Below are 17,247 nucleotides of genomic sequence, written 5' to 3'. Positions count from 1 at the left end.
CAGGACTCGGACCAAAGACCGGGGATTATCGCATGAATGGCTGCAACCGGAACAAACGCGGACCGTCAGACCGAGCCGTAGCGTACGTTCTCGGCCAGCCAGCGGCGGATCAACCGCGGCACCAGTTCCGGATGGTCACGGTTGAGCCGCTCGGCCAGCCGCTCCACCTCGGGCAGCAGCGCCTCGTCGCGCACCAGGTCGGCGATGCGCAGGTTCATCATGCCGGTCTGGCGCGTCCCCAGCACCTCGCCCGGACCGCGCAACTCCAGGTCCTTGCGGGCGATCTCGAAGCCGTCGCTGGTGGCGCGCATCACCCCCAGGCGTTCCCTGCCCTGCCGGGAGAGCGGGGTATGGTAGAGCAGCACACAGTGGCTTTCCGCCGCCCCGCGCCCGACCCGGCCGCGCAGCTGGTGCAGCTGGGCCAGTCCCAGCCTTTCGGCGTTCTCGATGATCATCAGCGAGGCATTGGGGACGTCCACGCCCACCTCGATCACGGTGGTGGCCACCAGCAGGTCCAGCGCCCCGTCCTTGAACCGCTGCATGATGTCCGCCTTCCCGGCGGCCTTGAGCCGGCCGTGGACAAGTCCCACCCGCAACTCCGGCAGTGCCTCGCGCAACTCGGCGGCGGCCTCTTCGGCCGCCTGGCACTGCAGGCTCTCGGATTCCTCGATCAGGGTACAGACCCAGTAGGCCTGACGGCCTTCGGCGCAGGCCCGGCGCACCCGCTCGACCACCTCGGGCCGGCGGCTGTCGGGAATGACCACGGTACTGACCGGCTTGCGTCCGGGCGGCAGTTCGTCGATCACCGAGGTGTCCAGGTCGGCATACACCGCCATCGCCAGGGTACGCGGAATGGGCGTTGCAGTGAGGGTGAGCTGATGCGGCAGGCGCGCGTCCTGCCCACCCTTGTCGCGCAGGGCCAGGCGCTGATGCACCCCGAAACGGTGCTGCTCGTCGATGATCACCAGGCCCAGGCGCTCGAAGGCGACCTCCTCCTGGAACAGGGCATGGGTGCCGACCACCACCCGGGCCTCGCCGTCGCGGATGCGCGCCAGCATGTCCCGGCGCGCCGCACCCTTGAGCCGGCCCGACAACCAGGCCGGCTCCAGTCCCAGCGGGCTGAGCCAGGCGCTGAAGTTGCGCAGGTGCTGCTCGGCCAGCAGCTCGGTGGGCGCCATCAGCGCCACCTGCAGGCCGGACTCGACCGCCGCCAGCGCCGCCAGCGCCGCCACCACCGTCTTGCCCGACCCGACATCGCCCTGCACCAGCCGCAGCATGGGATGGGCGCGGGCCAGATCGGCCTCGATCTCGGCCACCACCCGCTCCTGGGCCGCGGTCAGGGGAAAGCCCAGCTGCCCGCGCAACGCCTGGCGCAGCCGGCCGTCGCCGCGCAGCACCGGCGCCTGCAGGGACTGCGCCCGCCAGCGCAGCACCCGCAGGCTCAGGTGATGGGCGATGAGCTCTTCCAGCACCAGCCGCCGCTGGGCCGGGTGTTCGCCCAGTTCCAGCGCAGCCAGATCCACCTCCGGCGGCGGCCGGTGCACCAGCCGGATCGCCGCGCGCAGCCCGGGCAGCGCGGCGGGTGCAGTGGCGCTGTCGCCCAGCCAGTCGGGCAGGCTGTCGGGAGACGCCTCCAGCCAGGCCAGCGCCTGGTCGGTGAGATTGCGCAGTCCGAGCTGATGCACGCCCTCGGTGGAGGGATAGATGGGGGTGAGACTGGCTGCGTCCGGATCGGATGTGTCGGCATCCACCCGACGGTATTCGGGATGTACCATTTCGAGTTGCGCCGGTCCGCTGCGCACCTCGCCGAAGCAGCGGATGCGCATCCCGCGCGCCAGCGCGGCCTGCTGGGCGGCGTTGAAGTGAAAGAAGCGCAGAATCAGGGCGCCGGTGCCGTCACTGAGGTGCACCAGCAGCATGCGCCGGCGGCCGAATTTGATCTCGGCATGATCGATCCCGCCCTCGATAACCGCGCGCCTGCCCGGCTGCAACGCCCCGATGGGCACCACCCGGGTGCGGTCCTCGTAGCGCAACGGCAGGTGGAACAGGGCATCCTGGACCGTGGCGATGTTCAGCCGCGCGAGCTTCTCCGCCAGCCGCGGGCCTACGCCCTTCAATGCCGTGACCGGCACCCGGTCCAGCGTCTCGTCATTATGCGTACGCGCATCCATGCGCTTGGTATCCGTTTTTTGATTCATAGAACTTTTCAACGCAGAGGCGCAAGGGCGCAGAGAACGCAAAGAGTATTAATGTTTGTTACGGTTCGGTTGTTCAATGCCGCTTGCGATCAGACTGCAGCGCAATGGCTCCTGCCAGACACCTGAAGCAATAATTATTTCTCTGCGTCCTCTGCGTCCTCTGCGTCCTCTGCGTCCTCTGCGTCTCCGCGCCTCTGCGTTGGATCTTCAAATCCTCAAACCACCATGATCGCGTCCATTTCCACCGCCGCCCCCTTGGGCAGGCTGGCCACGCCGATGGCGGCGCGCGCCGGATAGGGCTCGCTGAAGTATTCCTGCATGATCTCATTAACCAGCGGGAAATGGGACAGATCCGTGAGAAAGATATTGATCTTGGCGATATCATTGAGTGAACCGCCAGCGGCTTCGCACACGGCACCGAGATTATCGAACACCCGGCGCACCTGGGCGGCCATGTCGCCGGTGACCAGTTCCATGGTCTCCGGCACCAGCGGGATCTGACCCGAAAGATAAACGGTGTCGCCGTATCTGACGGCCTGGGAATAGGGGCCGATGGCCTGCGGCGCCTTGTCGGTGGCGATGATTTCTCTACTCACGGATGACTCCTGATTATTGGTTGTTTGAACGTCATTGCGAGCGAAGCGCGGCAATCTCTACCGGCTTTCCTGCGCATCAGGAGATTGCCGCGCTTCGCTCGCAATGACGGACTGACCGTCCACCATCAGCCCCGGCCGCGCGACAGCCGCAGCACCAGCTTGATGTGGCGGATACGGCGCATCACGCTGGCCAGATGCCGGCGGTTCTTGACAGTAATGGTGAATACCATGGTGGTATTCATGCCGTCGCGCTCCTCGATGCCGACATTCTCGATATTGGAACCCATATCGGCGATCACGGCGGCGACCGTGGCCAGCACGCCGCGCTGATTGGCCACCTCGATGCGCAGTTCGGCGGGGAACTCGCCCTCCACATCGGGCTCCCACTCGACGTCGATCCATTTCTCCGGCTGATTGCGGTAATCGGCAACGTTCTTGCAGTTCTCCACATGAATGACGATGCCGCGCCCGGCGCTGACAAAACCGATAATGGGATCGCCGGGGATGGGGCGGCAGCACTTGGCATAACTGACCACCATGCCCTCGGTGCCCTTGATGGCCAGTGGCGTGGTCACCTGCGCGGCGTCGCCGGACGCCCCGGCCTCGACCTCCTCGCTGCGACCGGCAAGCTGGCGGGCAACCAGGATGGGAAAGCGGTTGCCCAGACCGATATCGTCGAGCACCGCCTCCAGGGACTCCGCCCCGCAATCGCTCAGGAAGGCCTCGATGCGCGCCTGCGGCAGTTCGCCCAGGCTGGTCCCCAGGCTTGCCAACGCCTTGTCCAGCAGCCGCCGGCCCAGGTTGACCGCTTCCTCGCTGCGCAGGTTCTTCAGGTGATGGCGGATATTGGAGCGGGCCTTGGCGGTGATGACGAAGTTCAGCCAGGCCGGGTTGGGGTGGGCGCCGGGGGCGGTGATGATCTCCACTGTCTGACCATTGAGCAGCGGTGTACGCAGCGGCGAGAGATGGCGGTCGATCTTGGCGGCGATGCAGGTGTTGCCGACCTCGGTATGCACGGCATAGGCGAAGTCCACCGCGGTGGCCCCGCGCGGCAGTTCCATGATCTCGCCCTGCGGGGTGAACACATAGACCTCGTCGGGGAACAGGTCGATCTTGACGTTTTCCAGGAACTCGAGCGAATTGCCGGCGTTCTTCTGCATCTCCAGCAGTTCGCGCAGCCACTCGCGCGCGCGCTGCTGGGCGCTGTTGGCGCCGCCCTCGCCGGCCTTGTACAGCCAGTGCGCGGCAATGCCGGCCTCGGCCACCCGATCCATGTCCTCGGTGCGGATCTGTACCTCGATGGGCACGCCGTAGGGCCCGAACAGCACCGTGTGCAGCGACTGATAGCCGTTGGCCTTGGGGATGGCGATGTAGTCCTTGAACTTGCCCGGCACCGGCTTGTAGAGATTGTGCACGATGCCCAGCGCCCGGTAGCAGGTATCGGGCTTGTCGACGATGATGCGGAAGGCGTAGACGTCGGAGACGTCGGCAAAGGACACGCCCTTGCCGCGCATTTTGCGGTACAGGCTGTAGAGGTGCTTCTCGCGGCTCTTGATCTCACCGTCGATGTGCTCCTGGCGCAGGCGGCGCTTGATGGCGGTCTCGATCTTGTTGAGGATCTCCTTGCGATTGCCGCGGGCGCGGCGCACCGCCTCCTCCAGCACCCGCGAGCGCATCGGATGCAGGGCGGCAAAGCCCAGGTCCTCCAGTTCCAGGCGCATCTGGTTCATGCCCAGCCGGTTGGCGATGGGGGCATAGATCTCCAGGGTCTCGCGGGCGATGCGGCGGCGCTTGTCCGGGCGCATCACGCCCAGGGTGCGCATGTTGTGCAGGCGGTCGGCGAGCTTGATCAGGATGACGCGGATGTCGCGCACCATGGCCAGCATCATCTTGCGGAAATTCTCGGCCTGCTGCTCGGCCTTGGACTCGAACTGGATCTGGGTGAGCTTGCTCACGCCGTCGACCAGTTCGGCCACCTCGGCGCCGAAACGCGACTCGACCTGCTCCTTGGCGGTGGGAGTGTCCTCGATGACATCGTGCAGGATGGCCGCGACGATGCTCTGGTGATCCATGTGCATCTCGGCCAGGATCCGGGCCACGGCGATCGGGTGGTAGATATAGGGCTCACCGGACATCCGGTGCTGGCCCTCGTGGGCCTCGGCGCCGAACAGGTAGGCACTGTAGACCTCCTGCACCGCATCATGGGGCAGGTAGGAATCCAGCAGATTGCACAGATCGCTGATCAGGAACCGCTCGCTGTCGGTATCCCTGGCCTTGGCCACCATCGACTGCCCCGCCTCCTCACTCATCCACAGGCACCTGTCATACGAACCCACCGGTAAGCGCGCAGGCGCAGACCGGCCTTCGGATCATAGGCCAAAGGGGACCCGCCCCACAACGCCGGGCGGAACAGGCTGGAACGGGGTTATTCAGTCTCGGGCGGCAGGGCGTCGGCTTCTGCCTCGGCCTCGGCGGCAGGCTCTTCCGGCGGCTTGACCAGGGAGTCGACATTGCTCGGCAGCACGAGGGAATCGGCGATCTCGCGCAGGGCCATCACGGTGGGCTTGTCATTCTCCCAGTCCAGTTTGGGCTCGGCGCCGCGCGCCAGCTGGCGGGCCCGCTTGGCGGCCAGCAGGACCAGCTCGAAGCGGTTATCGACATTATCGAGGCAATCTTCCACCGTGATGCGTGCCATAAGGAGTTTCCTGCTCAGAATCGTTGCTGCGAGGCGGGCAAGTCTACCCAATTCAGCCGGCGGGTGCCAGCAGGTCGGCGATCATGCCGGCATGGCGGCCGGCCTGGCGCGGTCGGCGCAGGCGGGCGGCGGTGACAATGGCGCCCAGTTCGCCGAGCGCGGCGTCGAAGTCGTCGTTGATGATCAGGTAGTCGTATTCATCATAGTGCGCGGCCTCGCTGACGGCATCGCGCATGCGCCGGGCGATGACCTCGGGTCCGTCCTGACCGCGGCCCTGCAGTCGGGACTCCAGCGCCGCCCGGCTGGGCGGCAGGATGAAGATGCCCTGCGCCTGGGGCAGCTGCTCCCGCACCTGGCGCGCGCCCTGCCAGTCGATGTCCAGGAACACGTCCTCGCCGCGGGCCAGCTGGGCCTCGACCGCACTGCGGGCGGTGCCGTAGTAGTTGTCGAACACCCGGGCGTGTTCGAGAAACTCGCCGCGCCCGATCATGGCCTCGAAGGCCTCCACCGTGACGAAGTGATAGTCGCGCCCGTCCTGCTCGCCGGGCCGCATCGCCCGGGTGGTGTGGGAGATCGAGAAGGCCAGACCGTCCATCCGCTCCATCAGGGCCCGCACCAGACTGGTCTTGCCGGCCCCGGAGGGGGCGGAGACGATGAAAAGACTGCCTTGTGCCATAAATATCTACCTTATTACAAAATAATTGTTGACATTAATATTTTACAAAAATCTTGCATTATCAGCTCTGTAGGCCGGGTTAACGCAGCGCAATCTGACATCACGGTGGTACGTCGGGTTACGCTCTTTGGGCTAACCCGACCTGCGATGCTGATTAAGGAAGCTCTGATTATTCCTCTTCCCGTCATTCCCGCGAAGGCGGGAATCCAGTGGTTTCAGGGGCATGGATGCCCGCCTCCGCGGGCATGACGAATTAATCAGGGGTTTCTCAAACTGTTCCTGGCGTGCCTGGCGCCCTGGCGGTTCAGAACATCACTCCACATTCTGCACCTGCTCGCGCATCTGCTCGATCAGCACCTTGAGCTCGACCGAGACATTGGTCGTCTCGCTGTCGGCGGACTTGGAACCCAGGGTGTTGGCCTCGCGGTTGAGCTCCTGCATCAGGAAGTCCAGTCGCCTGCCCACCGGCTCGTCGCGCTCCAGCACCCGGCGCACCTCGTCGAGGTGACCGTCGAGTCGATCCAGCTCCTCATCCACGTCGAGTTTCTGGAACAGGTAGACCAATTCCTGCTCCAGCCGCTCCGGATCCGGGGACGCGACCAACTCCTCGACCCGGGCCCTGAGCTTGTCCCGGAGGCGTTCACGTATCTGCGGCAGGCGTTCGCGCGCCGACGCCAGCAGCGGCTGCATGGCGTCCAGCCGGGTGCTGAGCAGTTCCCGGATCTGAGCGCCCTCGCGGGCACGCGTCTCGACCAGTTCGGCCAGGGCGCGCTCGAACAGTTCAACCGCGGCCGCCTGCACCGGGGCCAGGTCGGGCTGACGATCCTGCACCACGCCGGGCCAGCGCAGCACCTCCAGCGGGCTGACCGGGGCCGGGTCGGGCAGTCCCGCGGCCACCGCCTGCAGGGTTGCGCCCAGGCGCTCCAGCAATCCGCTATCCAGCGCCAGTTCGCCGGCCGCGCCGTCCCCCGGACGGTAGCGCAGGTTGATCTCGACCTTGCCGCGCCGCAGGCCCTGCGCGGCACGCTCGCGCAGGCCGGACTCCAGCCCACGCAATTCCTCGGGCAGGCGCAGACTGAGCTCCAGGTAGCGATGGTTGACCGAACGCAGTTCGCAGACCAGTGCGCCCCAGTCGCCGCCGGCTTCCTGCCGGGCAAAGGCCGTCATGCTCCGAATCATCTCAACTCCTTGTATTTCAAGCACTCAAAGGGCGTGCACCTCAAGTCCGGCGCGGACCTGCCGAACCATATTACTAACCCAGCGCCGGTTAACACTACCCCAGCACGGCACTGACAGGCCCCGACACCACCAACCGACACGGATTCCGACAGGTGCTGAAAAAATCTCCGCAGGCCCTGGCTGCCGGCACCCGGCTCGATCGTTACCACATCGTGAAAACCCTGGGCGGCGGCGGCTTCAGTCTGGTCTACCTGGCCCGCGACGCCGACAGCGGCACCCAGGTGATCATCAAGGAATACATCCCCTCGAAACTCGCACGCCGCGCCCGCGACGGCCAGGTGGCCCCGCGCAGCCAGGCCGAGGCGGATCGCTTCAATCGCGGCCGTATGCTGTTCCTGCAGGAGGCCGGCGCGCTGGCCCGGCTCAAGCACCCCAACATCGTCAACGTCTTCACCTTCTTCAATGCCAACGGCACCGTCTACATGGTGATGGACTACCATGACGGCAGAAACCTGCAGACCTATCTCACCCGGCGCCGCGGCCGTTTGAGCGAGCGCTTCCTGCGCACCGTCTTCCCGCCCCTGCTCGATGGCCTGGAGGTGATCCACCACCAGGACCTGCTGCATCTGGACATCAAGCCGGGCAACATCCACATCCGTCCCGGCGGCCATCCGCTGCTGCTGGACTTCGGCGCCGTGCACGGCTTTCCGCAAAGCCGCCAGACGCAGCCGGGACAGGTCATCAGTCCGGGCTTCTCCCCCATCGAACAGTACGAGTCCAACGGCTACGTCGGCCCCTGGACCGATATCTATTCCTTCGGGGCGACCATGCGCGCCTGCATCGAGGGCAAGCCACCGCCGTCGGCACGCGAGCGCCACGAACGCGACACGCTGAAAAGCGCGGCCTCCAGTTTCCGCCGTGACTATTCCGTCCCCCTGCTGGAGTTGATCGACTGGTGCATGGAGGTCGATCCCGAACTGCGGCCGCAGAGCGTGGCGCAACTGCGCCCGGCCTTCTATGCTGAGTCGGAGGCGCCGGCGACAGGCGGGGAGCCGGAATCCACCTTCGACCGTCTGGTCGGCAGTCTTCCGTGGGCCAAAGGGTGAGGGATCAGGGTACCTGCCATGCGCTTCACCTCCAGACAGACCAGCCGGATCGGCAACCGCAGCAGCAACCAGGACCGCAGCCTGGTCCTGGCCGACAGCGACGGCGTCCTGCTGGCCGTGGCCGACGGCATGGGCGGTCATGCCCGCGGGGACCTGGCCGCCCAGGCCTTCGTCGACAGTCTGGCCCGCCGCTTCCGCCAGCGTGACCCGCTGCAGGACCCGGCGGAATTCCTGACCGAGGCCCTGGCGGCGGCCCACCGCACCATCATCGCGGTCGGCCAGGCCCAGCGGCCGCCCATCGCGCCGCTGACCACCGGCGTGGTGTGCCTGATCAGCGGCGAGACCGCGCACTGGGCGCACGTGGGTGACAGCCGCCTGTACCTGCTGCGCCAGGACACGGTGGCGTTCCAGACCCGGGACCACACCCCGCTCGCCGACATGATCGACGCCGGCCTGCTCAGCGAACGCCAGGCACGCAGTCACCGGCTGCGCAACCAGGTCAGCCGCTGCCTGGGTGATGCCACCGTTGTGCCCGAACCCACCCTCGGGCCCACCGCCTGGCTGCAGCCCGGCGACGTGCTGCTGCTGTGCTCGGACGGCCTCTGGTCGCCGCTGGAGCCGTCGCAGCTGCAGACACTGACCGCCAGCGAGAATCTTGCCGACTGTCTGGAGACCCTGGCCGTCACCGCCGAGGCACGCAGTTATCCGCACAGCGACAATGTCACCGCCGTGGCCCTGCGCTGGGAGGGCGCAGACAGCGGCAGCGAACCGGCACCGGAGAGCGGGCAACGGACCGGAAACGGGAACGATACCGGGTCTCTGTCCAGCCTCGACCGCGCCATCGCCGCCATCGAACAGGCCATGGCCGATTATGCCGATGAAATCCCCACCGACGCCCCTGCCCAGGACCGCTCGCAGTCAGTATAATCCCGGGCTTTCCCCGCCCTGCGGTCGATCACGACAACCAAGGATTTCCCATGCGCCCCAGCCACCGCGCGCCCGACGAACTGCGCCCTGTACGCCTGACCCGCAACTACACTATGCACGCCGAGGGCTCGGTGCTGGTGGAGTTCGGCAACACCCGGGTGCTGTGCAACGCCAGCCTGGAGCCCCGCGTACCGCCCTGGCTGCGCGGCCAGGGCCAGGGCTGGGTCACGGCCGAATACGGCATGCTGCCGCGCTCGACCCATTCCCGCATGGGCCGTGAGGCCGCCCGCGGCAAACAGGGCGGGCGCACGCTGGAGATCCAGCGCCTGATCGGCCGTTCGCTGCGGGCCGTAGTGGACATGAAGCAGCTGGGCGAACGCACCCTGACCCTCGACTGCGACGTACTGCAGGCCGACGGCGGCACCCGCACCGCCAGCATCACCGGCGGCTATGTGGCCCTGGCGGACGCCATCCAGCACCTGCTCGATCGCGGCGAACTGAAGCAGAGCCCGCTCACCGGCCTGGTGGCCTCGGTCTCGGTCGGCGTCTACCAGGGCACCCCGGTACTGGACCTGGACTATGCCGAGGACTGCAACGCCGAGACCGACATGAATGTGGTGATGGACGACCAGGGCAACTTCATCGAGGTGCAGGGCACGGCCGAGGGCCATCCCTTCAGCCGCGACGAACTCATGCGTATGCTGGACCTGGCCGAGGGCGGCATCTTCCGCCTGATCGAGGCCCAGAAAGCGGCCCTGGGCACGGCATGAGCGGAATGAAACGCGTGGTGCTGGCCAGCGGCAACCCGGGCAAGGTGCGCGAGATCAACGCCCTGCTGGAAGGGCTGGGCATCGAGGTGCTGCCGCAGTCCGAATTCGGCGTCCCCGAGGCCGACGAGACCGGGCTGACCTTCGTCGAGAACGCCCTCCTCAAGGCGCGCAACGCCGCCGAGCATACCGGTCTGCCGGCCATCGCCGACGACTCCGGCATCGAGGTCGACGCCCTCAACGACGCCCCCGGCATCTACTCGGCCCGCTATGCCGGCCCCGGCGCCAGCGACGCGGACAACTGCGACAAGCTGCTCGCGGCCCTGCAGGACACGCCCGAGCATCAACGCGGCGCCCGCTTCCAGTGCCTGCTGGTGTACCTGCGCCACGCGGCCGACCCCACCCCCCTGATCTGCCAGGGCACCTGGGAGGGCCGTATCCTGCACGCCCCGCAGGGCGAGAACGGTTTCGGCTATGACCCGCTGTTCTACGTTCCCACCCACGACTGCAGTGCCGCCGAACTGGCGCCGGCAGAGAAGAACGCCATCAGCCACCGCGGCCAGGCCCTGCGGCGGCTGCTGGAAGCATTGCGGGCCTGATCGGCACAAACACCTAAACGCAGAGACGCAGAGGCGCAAAGTAAATCCGGGTATGCGTTGCCGCGGCGCTGCGCGCCCGCGGCATCGGAAAAGCCAGGGCTGCATCATTTGTCAGCAGCGAAAGGTGTTCAGCCCTATACTCAATATACTTTGTGCCTTTGCGTCTCTGCGTTAGTGCAGTTGTTACCGACACTACACCATGTTCAATTTCACCGCCCCGCCGCCGCTCGCGCTCTATGTGCATATCCCCTGGTGTGTGCGCAAGTGTCCCTACTGCGATTTCAACTCGCACGAATTGCGTGACGAGCTGCCCGAGCGCGACTACATCGCCGCCCTGATCCGCGATCTGGACCAGGACCTGCCCATGGTCTGGGGCCGGACGGTGGAGAGCATCTTCATCGGCGGCGGCACGCCCAGCCTGTTCAGCGCCGAGGCCATTGCACGGCTGCTGTCGGAACTGCGCGGCCGGCTGCCGCTGAAACCGGACCTGGAGGTCACCCTGGAGGCCAACCCCGGCACGGTGGAACAGCAGCGCTTCGCCGACTTTCGCGCCGCCGGCATCAATCGACTGTCCATCGGCATCCAGAGTTTCGACGATGACCAGCTGCAGAAACTCGGCCGCATCCACGGTCGGCGTGAGGCCATCCGTGCCGCCGAGGCCGCGCACGCGGCCGGTTTCGACAATTTCAACCTCGACCTCATGTTCGGGCTGCCGGACCAGCGCCCGGACCAGGCCCTGGCCGATCTGAACACGGCGCTGGATCTCGAACCGTCCCACCTGTCCTGGTACCAGCTCACGCTGGAGCCCAATACCTGGTTCTACAGCCATCCGCCCCGGCTGCCGGATGATGACACTTTGGGGGATATCCAGGAGGCAGGCCGGGGGCGCCTCGCCAGCAGAGGCTATACTCAATACGAGGTCTCGGCCTTTGCCCGCAGCGGCCACCTGTGCCGGCACAATCTGAACTACTGGCATTTCGGGGATTATCTGGGCATCGGTGCCGGCGCCCACGGCAAGCTGACGCTCGCCGCCGAACAGCGCATCCTGAGGCGGTGGAAATGCAAACACCCGCGCGACTATCTCGCCCATGCCGGAACCGCCGCCGGCATCGGCGGCAGCCAGACACTGGGCGCGGCCGACGCGCGGTTTGAATTCCTGCTCAATGCGCTACGCTTGCATGAGGGGTTCACGCCGGAGCTTTATACGGCACGCACCGGCCTGGCCTTCGCCGACCTGGCGCCCGCGCTCGACCCACTGATCGAACGCGGGCTGCTGGAACTGGACACGCATATCCGGGCCACCCCAACGGGTTACAGATTTCTCAATGATGTGTTAGCGGACATGCTTCCCGATGACGCGCTCTGACCTGCAACAGCACGCCGACATCTGCCCCTACTGCGGAGAGCCGATCGAGGTTACGCTTGACCTGTCCGCCGGCTCCGCACGCTTCATAGAAGACTGCCCGGTGTGCTGCCAGCCCATCGAGCACCGCCTGCAAGTGGATCCGCTGGACGAGAGTTACAGCCTCACGCTGCATCGTGACGATGAGTAACGGCGACCACTACACGCCCATCGACTGCGGCCTCTACAGCAACTTTGAACTCGCTATCCTGCGCGGCTGGCGCCTGCAGGTCACCTGGCAGGACAACTCCGGGCTCGATCACATCGAGTTGCTGCGTCCGCGCGACCTGCAGACCCGCGACCACGCCGAATATCTGATCGCCGAGCGCGGTGACGGCGAGCGCATCGAGATCCGCCTGGACCGCATCCGCGAGGCGCAGCGGCGGGAGGAAGAGAACTGAACAAAGAGCGCCACGGAATACACGGAAGATTGCATGCATGCAACGCATGTTCTGCTGCCCGGCGCGCAGCGCCAGGGCAGCAGACTGATAGTATTATGTCCGTGTATTCCGTGGCGCTCTTTATCTTGAGATCCGTCACCCCACCGGCTCCGCCCACAGGTCGTGCTCACCGGCATCGGTAATGCGCACATCCAGGAACTCACCCGGCCGCGCCTCGGTGGTATCGACGAACACCAGGCCGTCGATCTCGGGGGCGTCGGCCGCGCTGCGGGCAATCGCGCCCTCTGCATCCACCTCATCCACCAGCACCCGCAGCTCGCGGCCGATCTTCGCCTGCAGGCGGGCGGCGCTGATCCCGCCCTGCACCTCCATGAAGCGGGCCAGGCGTTCCTGTTTGACGGCTTCCGGCACCGGATCGGGCAGGGCGTTGGCGGCCGCACCCTCGACGGGTGAATAGGCGAAGGCGCCCACCCGGTCCAGCTGGGCGGCGCGCAGGAAGTCCAGCAGTTCCTCGAACTGCGCCCCGGTCTCGCCGGGGAAGCCGACAATGAAGGTGCTGCGCAGGGTGATGTCGGGGCAGTCGCGACGCCAGGCCTCGATGCGTTTCAGGGTGTTGTCGGTCGCCGCCGGACGCTTCATCGCCTTGAGCACCGGCAGGCTGGCGTGCTGCAGCGGGATGTCCAGGTAGGGCAGGATCAGCCCTTCGGCCATGAGCGGGATCAGCTCGTCCACATGCGGGTAGGGATAGATGTAGTGCAACCGCACCCAGGCATCCAGCCGGCCCAGCTCGCGCGCCAGCTCGGTCAGGCGGGTCTTCACCGGCCGCCCGCCCCAGAAACTCATGGGATATCTTTTATCCACGCCATAGGCACTGGTGTCCTGGGATACCACCAGCAGTTCCCGCACCCCGGCGCTGACCAGGTTCTCGGCCTCGGTCAGCACCTCGCCGGCCGGGCGGCTGTCCAGATCCCCGCGCAGGCTGGGGATGATGCAGAAGCTGCAGTGATGATTGCAGCCCTCGCTGATCTTGAGATAGGCGTAGTGGCGCGGGGTGAGCTTGAGCCCGCCCGGCGGCAGCAGCTGGGTGTAGGGCTCGGCCGGCGGCGGCAGGTGTTCATGCACCCTGGCCATGACCTCTTCGTAGGCATGCGGACCGGTCACGGCCAGCACCGCCGGATGGAGTTCACGGATCTTGCCGGCCTTGCCGCCCAGACAGCCGGTCACGATCACCCGGCCGTTGTCGGCCACGGCCTCGCCGATGGCCTCCAGCGACTCGGCCTCGGCGGCGTCGATGAAGCCGCAGGTGTTGACCACCACCAGGTCGGCCCCGGCATAGTCCGGGACGATGCCATAGCCCTCGGCCCGGAGCTGGGTGAGGATGCGCTCGGAGTCGACCAGGGCCTTGGGGCAGCCCAGACTGACGAAGCCGATATTGGGGGTACGGGACATGGAACTCGCTGCCGAAGCGGGAAGCGGCGCGTGGCCGGGGCTCGGCATCATAGGCCAAAACCTGCCGGCCGGGAATGCCCGCCGCTGACGAGCGCATGCGTCAAAAGCACTTTCAGATCAAAAACAACAGGTTGAAATCGATGATTTGAAATCCGTCATATTCCAGGCGCCAAAAGCATGACATCCCCTACCCCGCGTGCTAGAGTCAATCACAGAACAATAAATAACGCCGCCCGGGCGGCGCTGAACGGGAGAAGGCCCATGCAACAGGCGCATCACTCCACTTTCGACTTCGACCGCTGGTCCGAACTGGCCAGCCGTGACCCCGAGGGCTTCGAGGCCCGCCGCACCCAGGCCATCGAGGCCGCGATCCGCCAGGCCCCCGTCCGCACCCAGGCCCGGCTGCGGCGTCTGCAGTGGAAGCTGGACCAGGTCCGGCGCACTTCAGGCACCCCGCTGGCGGCCTGCATCCGCATGCACAACCTGATGTGGGACTCGGTCTATGGCCGGGGCGGGCTGCTGGAGAGTCTCAACCGGGATCCGCGCCAGGGGCTGCCGGCGCGCCCGGGCAATGTGGTGAACTTCGCCCGCCGCGACGCAAAGGGCTTGTGAGCCCGGTCCGATTTCCGTATCATTGCCGGCCTTTCCGCCACCCAGACGGTGGCGCGGTATCGCCGAGGACCCAGAAATGAAAGCGGAAATCCATCCCGAATACAACGTGATAACCGTGACCTGCAGTTGCGGCAACAGTTTCCAGACCCGCTCGACCGTGGGCCGCGACCTCAGCGTCGAGGTCTGCTCCAGCTGCCACCCCTTCTACACCGGCAAGCAGAAGATCCTGGACACCGGTGGCCGTCTGGACCGGTTCCGTCGCAAGTACGGCATGAAATAAGGCTTCAACCCGTGCTGCCACGGGTTGGATCACTGACAGCGAGGGCGCGCCGGGTGACCGGCTGCGCCCTCGTTGCGTTCGGCCTGCTGACGGCGCCCGCCGCCCCGGCCACCGGCACCGACGGTTGCCTGACCGAACGCATCGACGAGCGGGTGCGGGTCAGCCAGACACTGGACGGCGACACCCTGGCCCTGCAGGACGGCCGGCGGCTGCGCCTGATCGGCATCAATGCGCCCGAACTGGGCCACGACGGCGCCCCCCACGAGCCCGGCGCCCTGGCGGCGCGGGATGTCCTGCGCCGGCTGGTCTTTCTCAACCGCAATCAACTCGGTCTGCGCCTCGGGCGCGAACGCGAGGACCGCTACGGCCGACTGCTGGCCCACGCCTTCCTCGATGACGGCCGCAATCTGACCGCGCTCATGCTCGAACAGGGCCAGGGCTTCGCCCTGACCGTCCCGCCGAACACCTGGCAGGCCACCTGCTATCACGCCACCGCGGCCCGGGCCCGCAGCGCCGGCAAGGGGCTGTGGCGCCGGCCCGACTTCCGCCCCCGGCCGGCCGCCGACCTGCCGATCTCCACCGAAGGTTTCCGGTTTATCCGCGGCCGGGTCACCCATGTGAGCGACGGGCAGTATAATCGGTGGATCAACCTGCAGGGCAATGTCGCCCTGCGTATCGCCCGGACCGACCTGAAGGCGTTCGGAGGGCTGGACTGGAAGGCATTGCCCGGCCGCGAGATCGAGGCCAGCGGCTGGATCTATCAGCGCCGCGGCCAGCTGCGGCTGCAGATCCGCCACCCGCTGATGCTGACCGTCCTCGGCCCGCCCCCGGGCAGGAATGAACACGCACCGGACTGAGATCATGCTGACACTGCTGCCGCGACTGCCCCTGCTGATCCTGACGCTTCTGCTGGCCGGACCGACCCTGCTCGCCGGCTGCGCCACCAACCCGGTCACCGGCGACAAGGATCTGGTGCTCATGTCCGAGGAGCGTGAAATCGCCCTGGGGCGGGAACTGAATCCCCAGATCCTGGAGCAGATGGGCCGGTATGAGGACCCCGAACTGCAGGCCTATGTACAGCGCGTCGGCGAGCGGCTGGCCACCCAGAGCCACCGGCCCGATCTCGTCTACCGCTTCACCGTGCTCGACAGCCCGGACGTGAACGCCTTCGCCCTGCCCGGCGGCTATATCTACATCACCCGCGGCCTGCTGGCCTACCTCAACTCCGAGGCCGAACTGGCGGCGGTGCTGGGCCACGAGATCGGCCATGTCACCGCCCGCCACACGGTGCGCCAGCACAGCGCGGCCACCGTCACCGGGATCCTGGCCACGGTGATCGCCGGCAGTACCGGCGTGCAGGGCGCCGGGGACCTGGCCAACATCGCCGGCACCGCCCTGGTGCGCGGCTACGGCCGCGAGCATGAACTGGAAGCCGACCGCCTGGGCGCCGAGTACCTGGCCCGGACCGGCTACGCCCCCGGCGCCATGCTGGGGGTCATCGAGGTACTCAAGGACCAGGAACAGTTCGAGATCCGGCTGGCCGAGGAGGAGGGCCGCGAACCGCGCGTCTACCACGGCCTGTTCTCCACCCATCCCAGCAACGACCAGCGGCTGCAGGAGGTGGTGCATGCCGCCGAGGCGCACACCCGCAACGGCGGCCGCATCGAGCGCGACGCCTTCCTGCAGCGCAGCGACGGGCTGGTCTTCGGTGACAGCGAGGCCGAGGGCATCCGCCGCGGCAACCGCTTCTATCACGCCCCGCTGGACCTGGCCATCAGCTTTCCGTCGGGCTGGAAGGTCGAGAACCTGCCCGATCGCGTGGTCGCCACCACCCGCAGCGGTGACGGCATGATCCAGTTCACCATGGCCGACCTGAACAAGCGCATCCCGCCGCGGGACTTCCTGCTCCAGCGCCTGAAGCTGGCGAACCTGGAACACGGCGAGGCGATCACGCACCAGGGCATGCAGGGCTACACCGCCATCGCCCGCCAGGATACGACCAAAGGCCGGCTGCCGGTGCGCCACGTGGTGCTGTACCGCAACGACAAGGCGCTGCTGTTCGCCGGCGCGGCCGACACCAGCGGCGACCCCTTCCGCTACGACCGTCTGGTACTGGAAACCGCGCGCAGCTTCCACCCTCTGACCGAGACCGAACGCAAACTGGCCCGCGCCCTGCGCATCCGGGTCATCCGCGCCGGGAACAGCACCCGCATGGCTGACCTGGCCCGTGACTCCAGCATTCCCAATCACCCCGAGGCGCAGCTGCGACTGCTGAACGACCTCTACCCCGACGGCGAGCCCGCGCCCGGCAGCCTGGTCAAGACCGTGCCGTGAACTGCGCGGCAGTAACGCGGAGGACA

18 protein-coding genes are annotated in these 17,247 nt (G+C 66.8%); 11 read left to right on the top strand and 7 right to left on the bottom strand.

Annotated elements, in window-relative coordinates; translation table 11 throughout:
- Nucleotides 1–65: 65 nt before the first annotated feature.
- The 6 genes from recG to COW1_RS13400 form a co-directional block, all read right to left on the bottom strand.
- Complete coding sequence (gene recG, locus COW1_RS13425; RefSeq protein WP_201344483.1) at nt 66–2,198, bottom strand: ATP-dependent DNA helicase RecG; 2,133 nt, start codon at nt 2,196–2,198, stop codon at nt 66–68.
- Nucleotides 2,199–2,413: 215 nt separating this feature from the next.
- Nucleotides 2,414–2,794, bottom strand: a complete 381-nt coding sequence (locus tag COW1_RS13420; protein WP_201344482.1) for a RidA family protein — start codon at nt 2,792–2,794, stop codon at nt 2,414–2,416.
- A gap of 125 nt (nt 2,795–2,919) precedes the next feature.
- A complete protein-coding gene (gene spoT, locus COW1_RS13415) occupies nt 2,920–5,103 on the bottom strand; it encodes a bifunctional GTP diphosphokinase/guanosine-3',5'-bis pyrophosphate 3'-pyrophosphohydrolase (RefSeq protein WP_201344481.1) in 2,184 nt (727 codons plus the stop codon).
- A 116-nt stretch (nt 5,104–5,219) separates the two neighbouring features.
- Nucleotides 5,220–5,489, bottom strand: coding sequence for a DNA-directed RNA polymerase subunit omega (rpoZ, locus tag COW1_RS13410; RefSeq protein ID WP_201344480.1), 270 nt, complete (start codon nt 5,487–5,489; stop codon nt 5,220–5,222).
- Between the two features lie 52 nt (nt 5,490–5,541).
- Nucleotides 5,542–6,165 carry a guanylate kinase gene (gene gmk / locus COW1_RS13405; protein ID WP_201344479.1) on the bottom strand — a complete coding sequence of 208 codons (624 nt, stop codon included), beginning with the start codon at nt 6,163–6,165 and terminating at the stop codon, nt 5,542–5,544.
- A gap of 312 nt (nt 6,166–6,477) precedes the next feature.
- Nucleotides 6,478–7,344 (bottom strand): YicC/YloC family endoribonuclease, encoded by an 867-nt coding sequence (locus tag COW1_RS13400; RefSeq protein ID WP_096363591.1) that lies wholly within the window; start codon nt 7,342–7,344, stop codon nt 6,478–6,480.
- A 152-nt stretch (nt 7,345–7,496) separates the two neighbouring features.
- Here COW1_RS13400 and COW1_RS13395 point away from each other — a divergent pair, with 152 nt between their 5' ends.
- The 7 genes from COW1_RS13395 to COW1_RS13365 all read left to right on the top strand — a co-directional run bounded on the left by COW1_RS13395 (nt 7,497) and on the right by COW1_RS13365 (nt 12,546).
- Nucleotides 7,497–8,450 carry a serine/threonine-protein kinase gene (locus COW1_RS13395; RefSeq protein ID WP_231971534.1) on the top strand — a complete coding sequence of 318 codons (954 nt, stop codon included), beginning with the start codon at nt 7,497–7,499 and terminating at the stop codon, nt 8,448–8,450.
- Between the two features lie 18 nt (nt 8,451–8,468).
- On the top strand, nt 8,469–9,377 hold the full coding sequence (locus COW1_RS13390) for a PP2C family serine/threonine-protein phosphatase (RefSeq protein WP_096363593.1): 909 nt from the start codon (nt 8,469–8,471) through the stop codon (nt 9,375–9,377).
- Nucleotides 9,378–9,427: 50 nt separating this feature from the next.
- Nucleotides 9,428–10,147, top strand: a complete 720-nt coding sequence (gene rph / locus COW1_RS13385) for a ribonuclease PH (protein ID WP_201344478.1) — start codon at nt 9,428–9,430, stop codon at nt 10,145–10,147.
- Complete coding sequence (gene rdgB, locus COW1_RS13380; RefSeq protein WP_201344477.1) at nt 10,144–10,743, top strand: RdgB/HAM1 family non-canonical purine NTP pyrophosphatase; 600 nt, start codon at nt 10,144–10,146, stop codon at nt 10,741–10,743. Before rph ends, rdgB begins: the two co-directional genes overlap by 4 nt.
- Before the next feature lie 199 nt (nt 10,744–10,942).
- Nucleotides 10,943–12,109 carry a radical SAM family heme chaperone HemW gene (hemW, locus tag COW1_RS13375; RefSeq protein WP_201344476.1) on the top strand — a complete coding sequence of 389 codons (1,167 nt, stop codon included), beginning with the start codon at nt 10,943–10,945 and terminating at the stop codon, nt 12,107–12,109.
- A complete protein-coding gene (locus COW1_RS13370; protein WP_242466438.1) occupies nt 12,096–12,296 on the top strand; it encodes a CPXCG motif-containing cysteine-rich protein in 201 nt (66 codons plus the stop codon). The genes hemW and COW1_RS13370 overlap by 14 nt, the downstream gene beginning before the upstream one ends.
- On the top strand, nt 12,289–12,546 hold the full coding sequence (locus COW1_RS13365; RefSeq protein ID WP_201344475.1) for a Rho-binding antiterminator: 258 nt from the start codon (nt 12,289–12,291) through the stop codon (nt 12,544–12,546). The genes COW1_RS13370 and COW1_RS13365 overlap by 8 nt, the downstream gene beginning before the upstream one ends.
- A 135-nt stretch (nt 12,547–12,681) precedes the next feature.
- On the opposite strand, the gene rimO is transcribed toward COW1_RS13365, so the two are convergent.
- Nucleotides 12,682–13,995, bottom strand: a complete 1,314-nt coding sequence (rimO, locus tag COW1_RS13360) for a 30S ribosomal protein S12 methylthiotransferase RimO (RefSeq protein WP_201344474.1) — start codon at nt 13,993–13,995, stop codon at nt 12,682–12,684.
- 261 nt (nt 13,996–14,256) lie between these two features.
- On the opposite strand from rimO, the gene COW1_RS13355 reads away from it, so the two are divergent.
- From COW1_RS13355 to COW1_RS13340, 4 genes are all read left to right on the top strand, one after another.
- Nucleotides 14,257–14,607: a DUF3135 domain-containing protein gene (locus tag COW1_RS13355; RefSeq protein WP_157745189.1), complete on the top strand. Its 351-nt coding sequence runs from the start codon at nt 14,257–14,259 to the stop codon at nt 14,605–14,607.
- A gap of 76 nt (nt 14,608–14,683) precedes the next feature.
- The gene (gene rpmE, locus COW1_RS13350; protein ID WP_157745191.1) at nt 14,684–14,887 is read left to right on the top strand and encodes a 50S ribosomal protein L31; all 204 of its coding nucleotides are present in this window, start codon (nt 14,684–14,686) and stop codon (nt 14,885–14,887) included.
- A gap of 53 nt (nt 14,888–14,940) precedes the next feature.
- The gene (locus tag COW1_RS13345) at nt 14,941–15,744 is read left to right on the top strand and encodes a thermonuclease family protein (protein WP_201344473.1); all 804 of its coding nucleotides are present in this window, start codon (nt 14,941–14,943) and stop codon (nt 15,742–15,744) included.
- A 4-nt stretch (nt 15,745–15,748) separates the two neighbouring features.
- On the top strand, nt 15,749–17,221 hold the full coding sequence (locus tag COW1_RS13340) for a M48 family metalloprotease (protein WP_201344472.1): 1,473 nt from the start codon (nt 15,749–15,751) through the stop codon (nt 17,219–17,221).
- Nucleotides 17,222–17,247 lie beyond the last annotated feature (26 nt).

Origin of the sequence: Thiohalobacter sp. COW1 (assembly GCF_016629505.1) — a bacterium.
Taxonomy (GTDB): Bacteria; Pseudomonadota; Gammaproteobacteria; order Thiohalobacterales; family Thiohalobacteraceae; genus Thiohalobacter; species Thiohalobacter thiocyanaticus_A.
Note: the sequence above shows the minus strand (reverse complement) of the source record. Positions and strands in the feature narration are given on the sequence as shown.

What these genes read in the sequence shown, in the direction of transcription:
- recG (WP_201344483.1), bottom strand. Translation starts at nt 2,198, where the DNA reads ATGAATCAAAAAACGGATACCAAGCGCATGGATGCGCGTACGCATAAT.
- spoT (WP_201344481.1), bottom strand. Translation starts at nt 5,103, where the DNA reads ATGAGTGAGGAGGCGGGGCAGTCGATGGTGGCCAAGGCCAGGGATACC.
- rpoZ (WP_201344480.1), bottom strand. Translation starts at nt 5,489, where the DNA reads ATGGCACGCATCACGGTGGAAGATTGCCTCGATAATGTCGATAACCGC.
- gmk (WP_201344479.1), bottom strand. Translation starts at nt 6,165, where the DNA reads ATGGCACAAGGCAGTCTTTTCATCGTCTCCGCCCCCTCCGGGGCCGGC.
- COW1_RS13400 (WP_096363591.1), bottom strand. Translation starts at nt 7,344, where the DNA reads ATGATTCGGAGCATGACGGCCTTTGCCCGGCAGGAAGCCGGCGGCGAC.
- COW1_RS13390 (WP_096363593.1), top strand. Translation starts at nt 8,469, where the DNA reads ATGCGCTTCACCTCCAGACAGACCAGCCGGATCGGCAACCGCAGCAGC.
- rph (WP_201344478.1), top strand. Translation starts at nt 9,428, where the DNA reads ATGCGCCCCAGCCACCGCGCGCCCGACGAACTGCGCCCTGTACGCCTG.
- rdgB (WP_201344477.1), top strand. Translation starts at nt 10,144, where the DNA reads ATGAGCGGAATGAAACGCGTGGTGCTGGCCAGCGGCAACCCGGGCAAG.
- hemW (WP_201344476.1), top strand. Translation starts at nt 10,943, where the DNA reads ATGTTCAATTTCACCGCCCCGCCGCCGCTCGCGCTCTATGTGCATATC.
- COW1_RS13370 (WP_242466438.1), top strand. Translation starts at nt 12,096, where the DNA reads ATGACGCGCTCTGACCTGCAACAGCACGCCGACATCTGCCCCTACTGC.
- COW1_RS13365 (WP_201344475.1), top strand. Translation starts at nt 12,289, where the DNA reads ATGAGTAACGGCGACCACTACACGCCCATCGACTGCGGCCTCTACAGC.
- rimO (WP_201344474.1), bottom strand. Translation starts at nt 13,995, where the DNA reads ATGTCCCGTACCCCCAATATCGGCTTCGTCAGTCTGGGCTGCCCCAAG.
- COW1_RS13355 (WP_157745189.1), top strand. Translation starts at nt 14,257, where the DNA reads ATGCAACAGGCGCATCACTCCACTTTCGACTTCGACCGCTGGTCCGAA.
- rpmE (WP_157745191.1), top strand. Translation starts at nt 14,684, where the DNA reads ATGAAAGCGGAAATCCATCCCGAATACAACGTGATAACCGTGACCTGC.
- COW1_RS13340 (WP_201344472.1), top strand. Translation starts at nt 15,749, where the DNA reads ATGCTGACACTGCTGCCGCGACTGCCCCTGCTGATCCTGACGCTTCTG.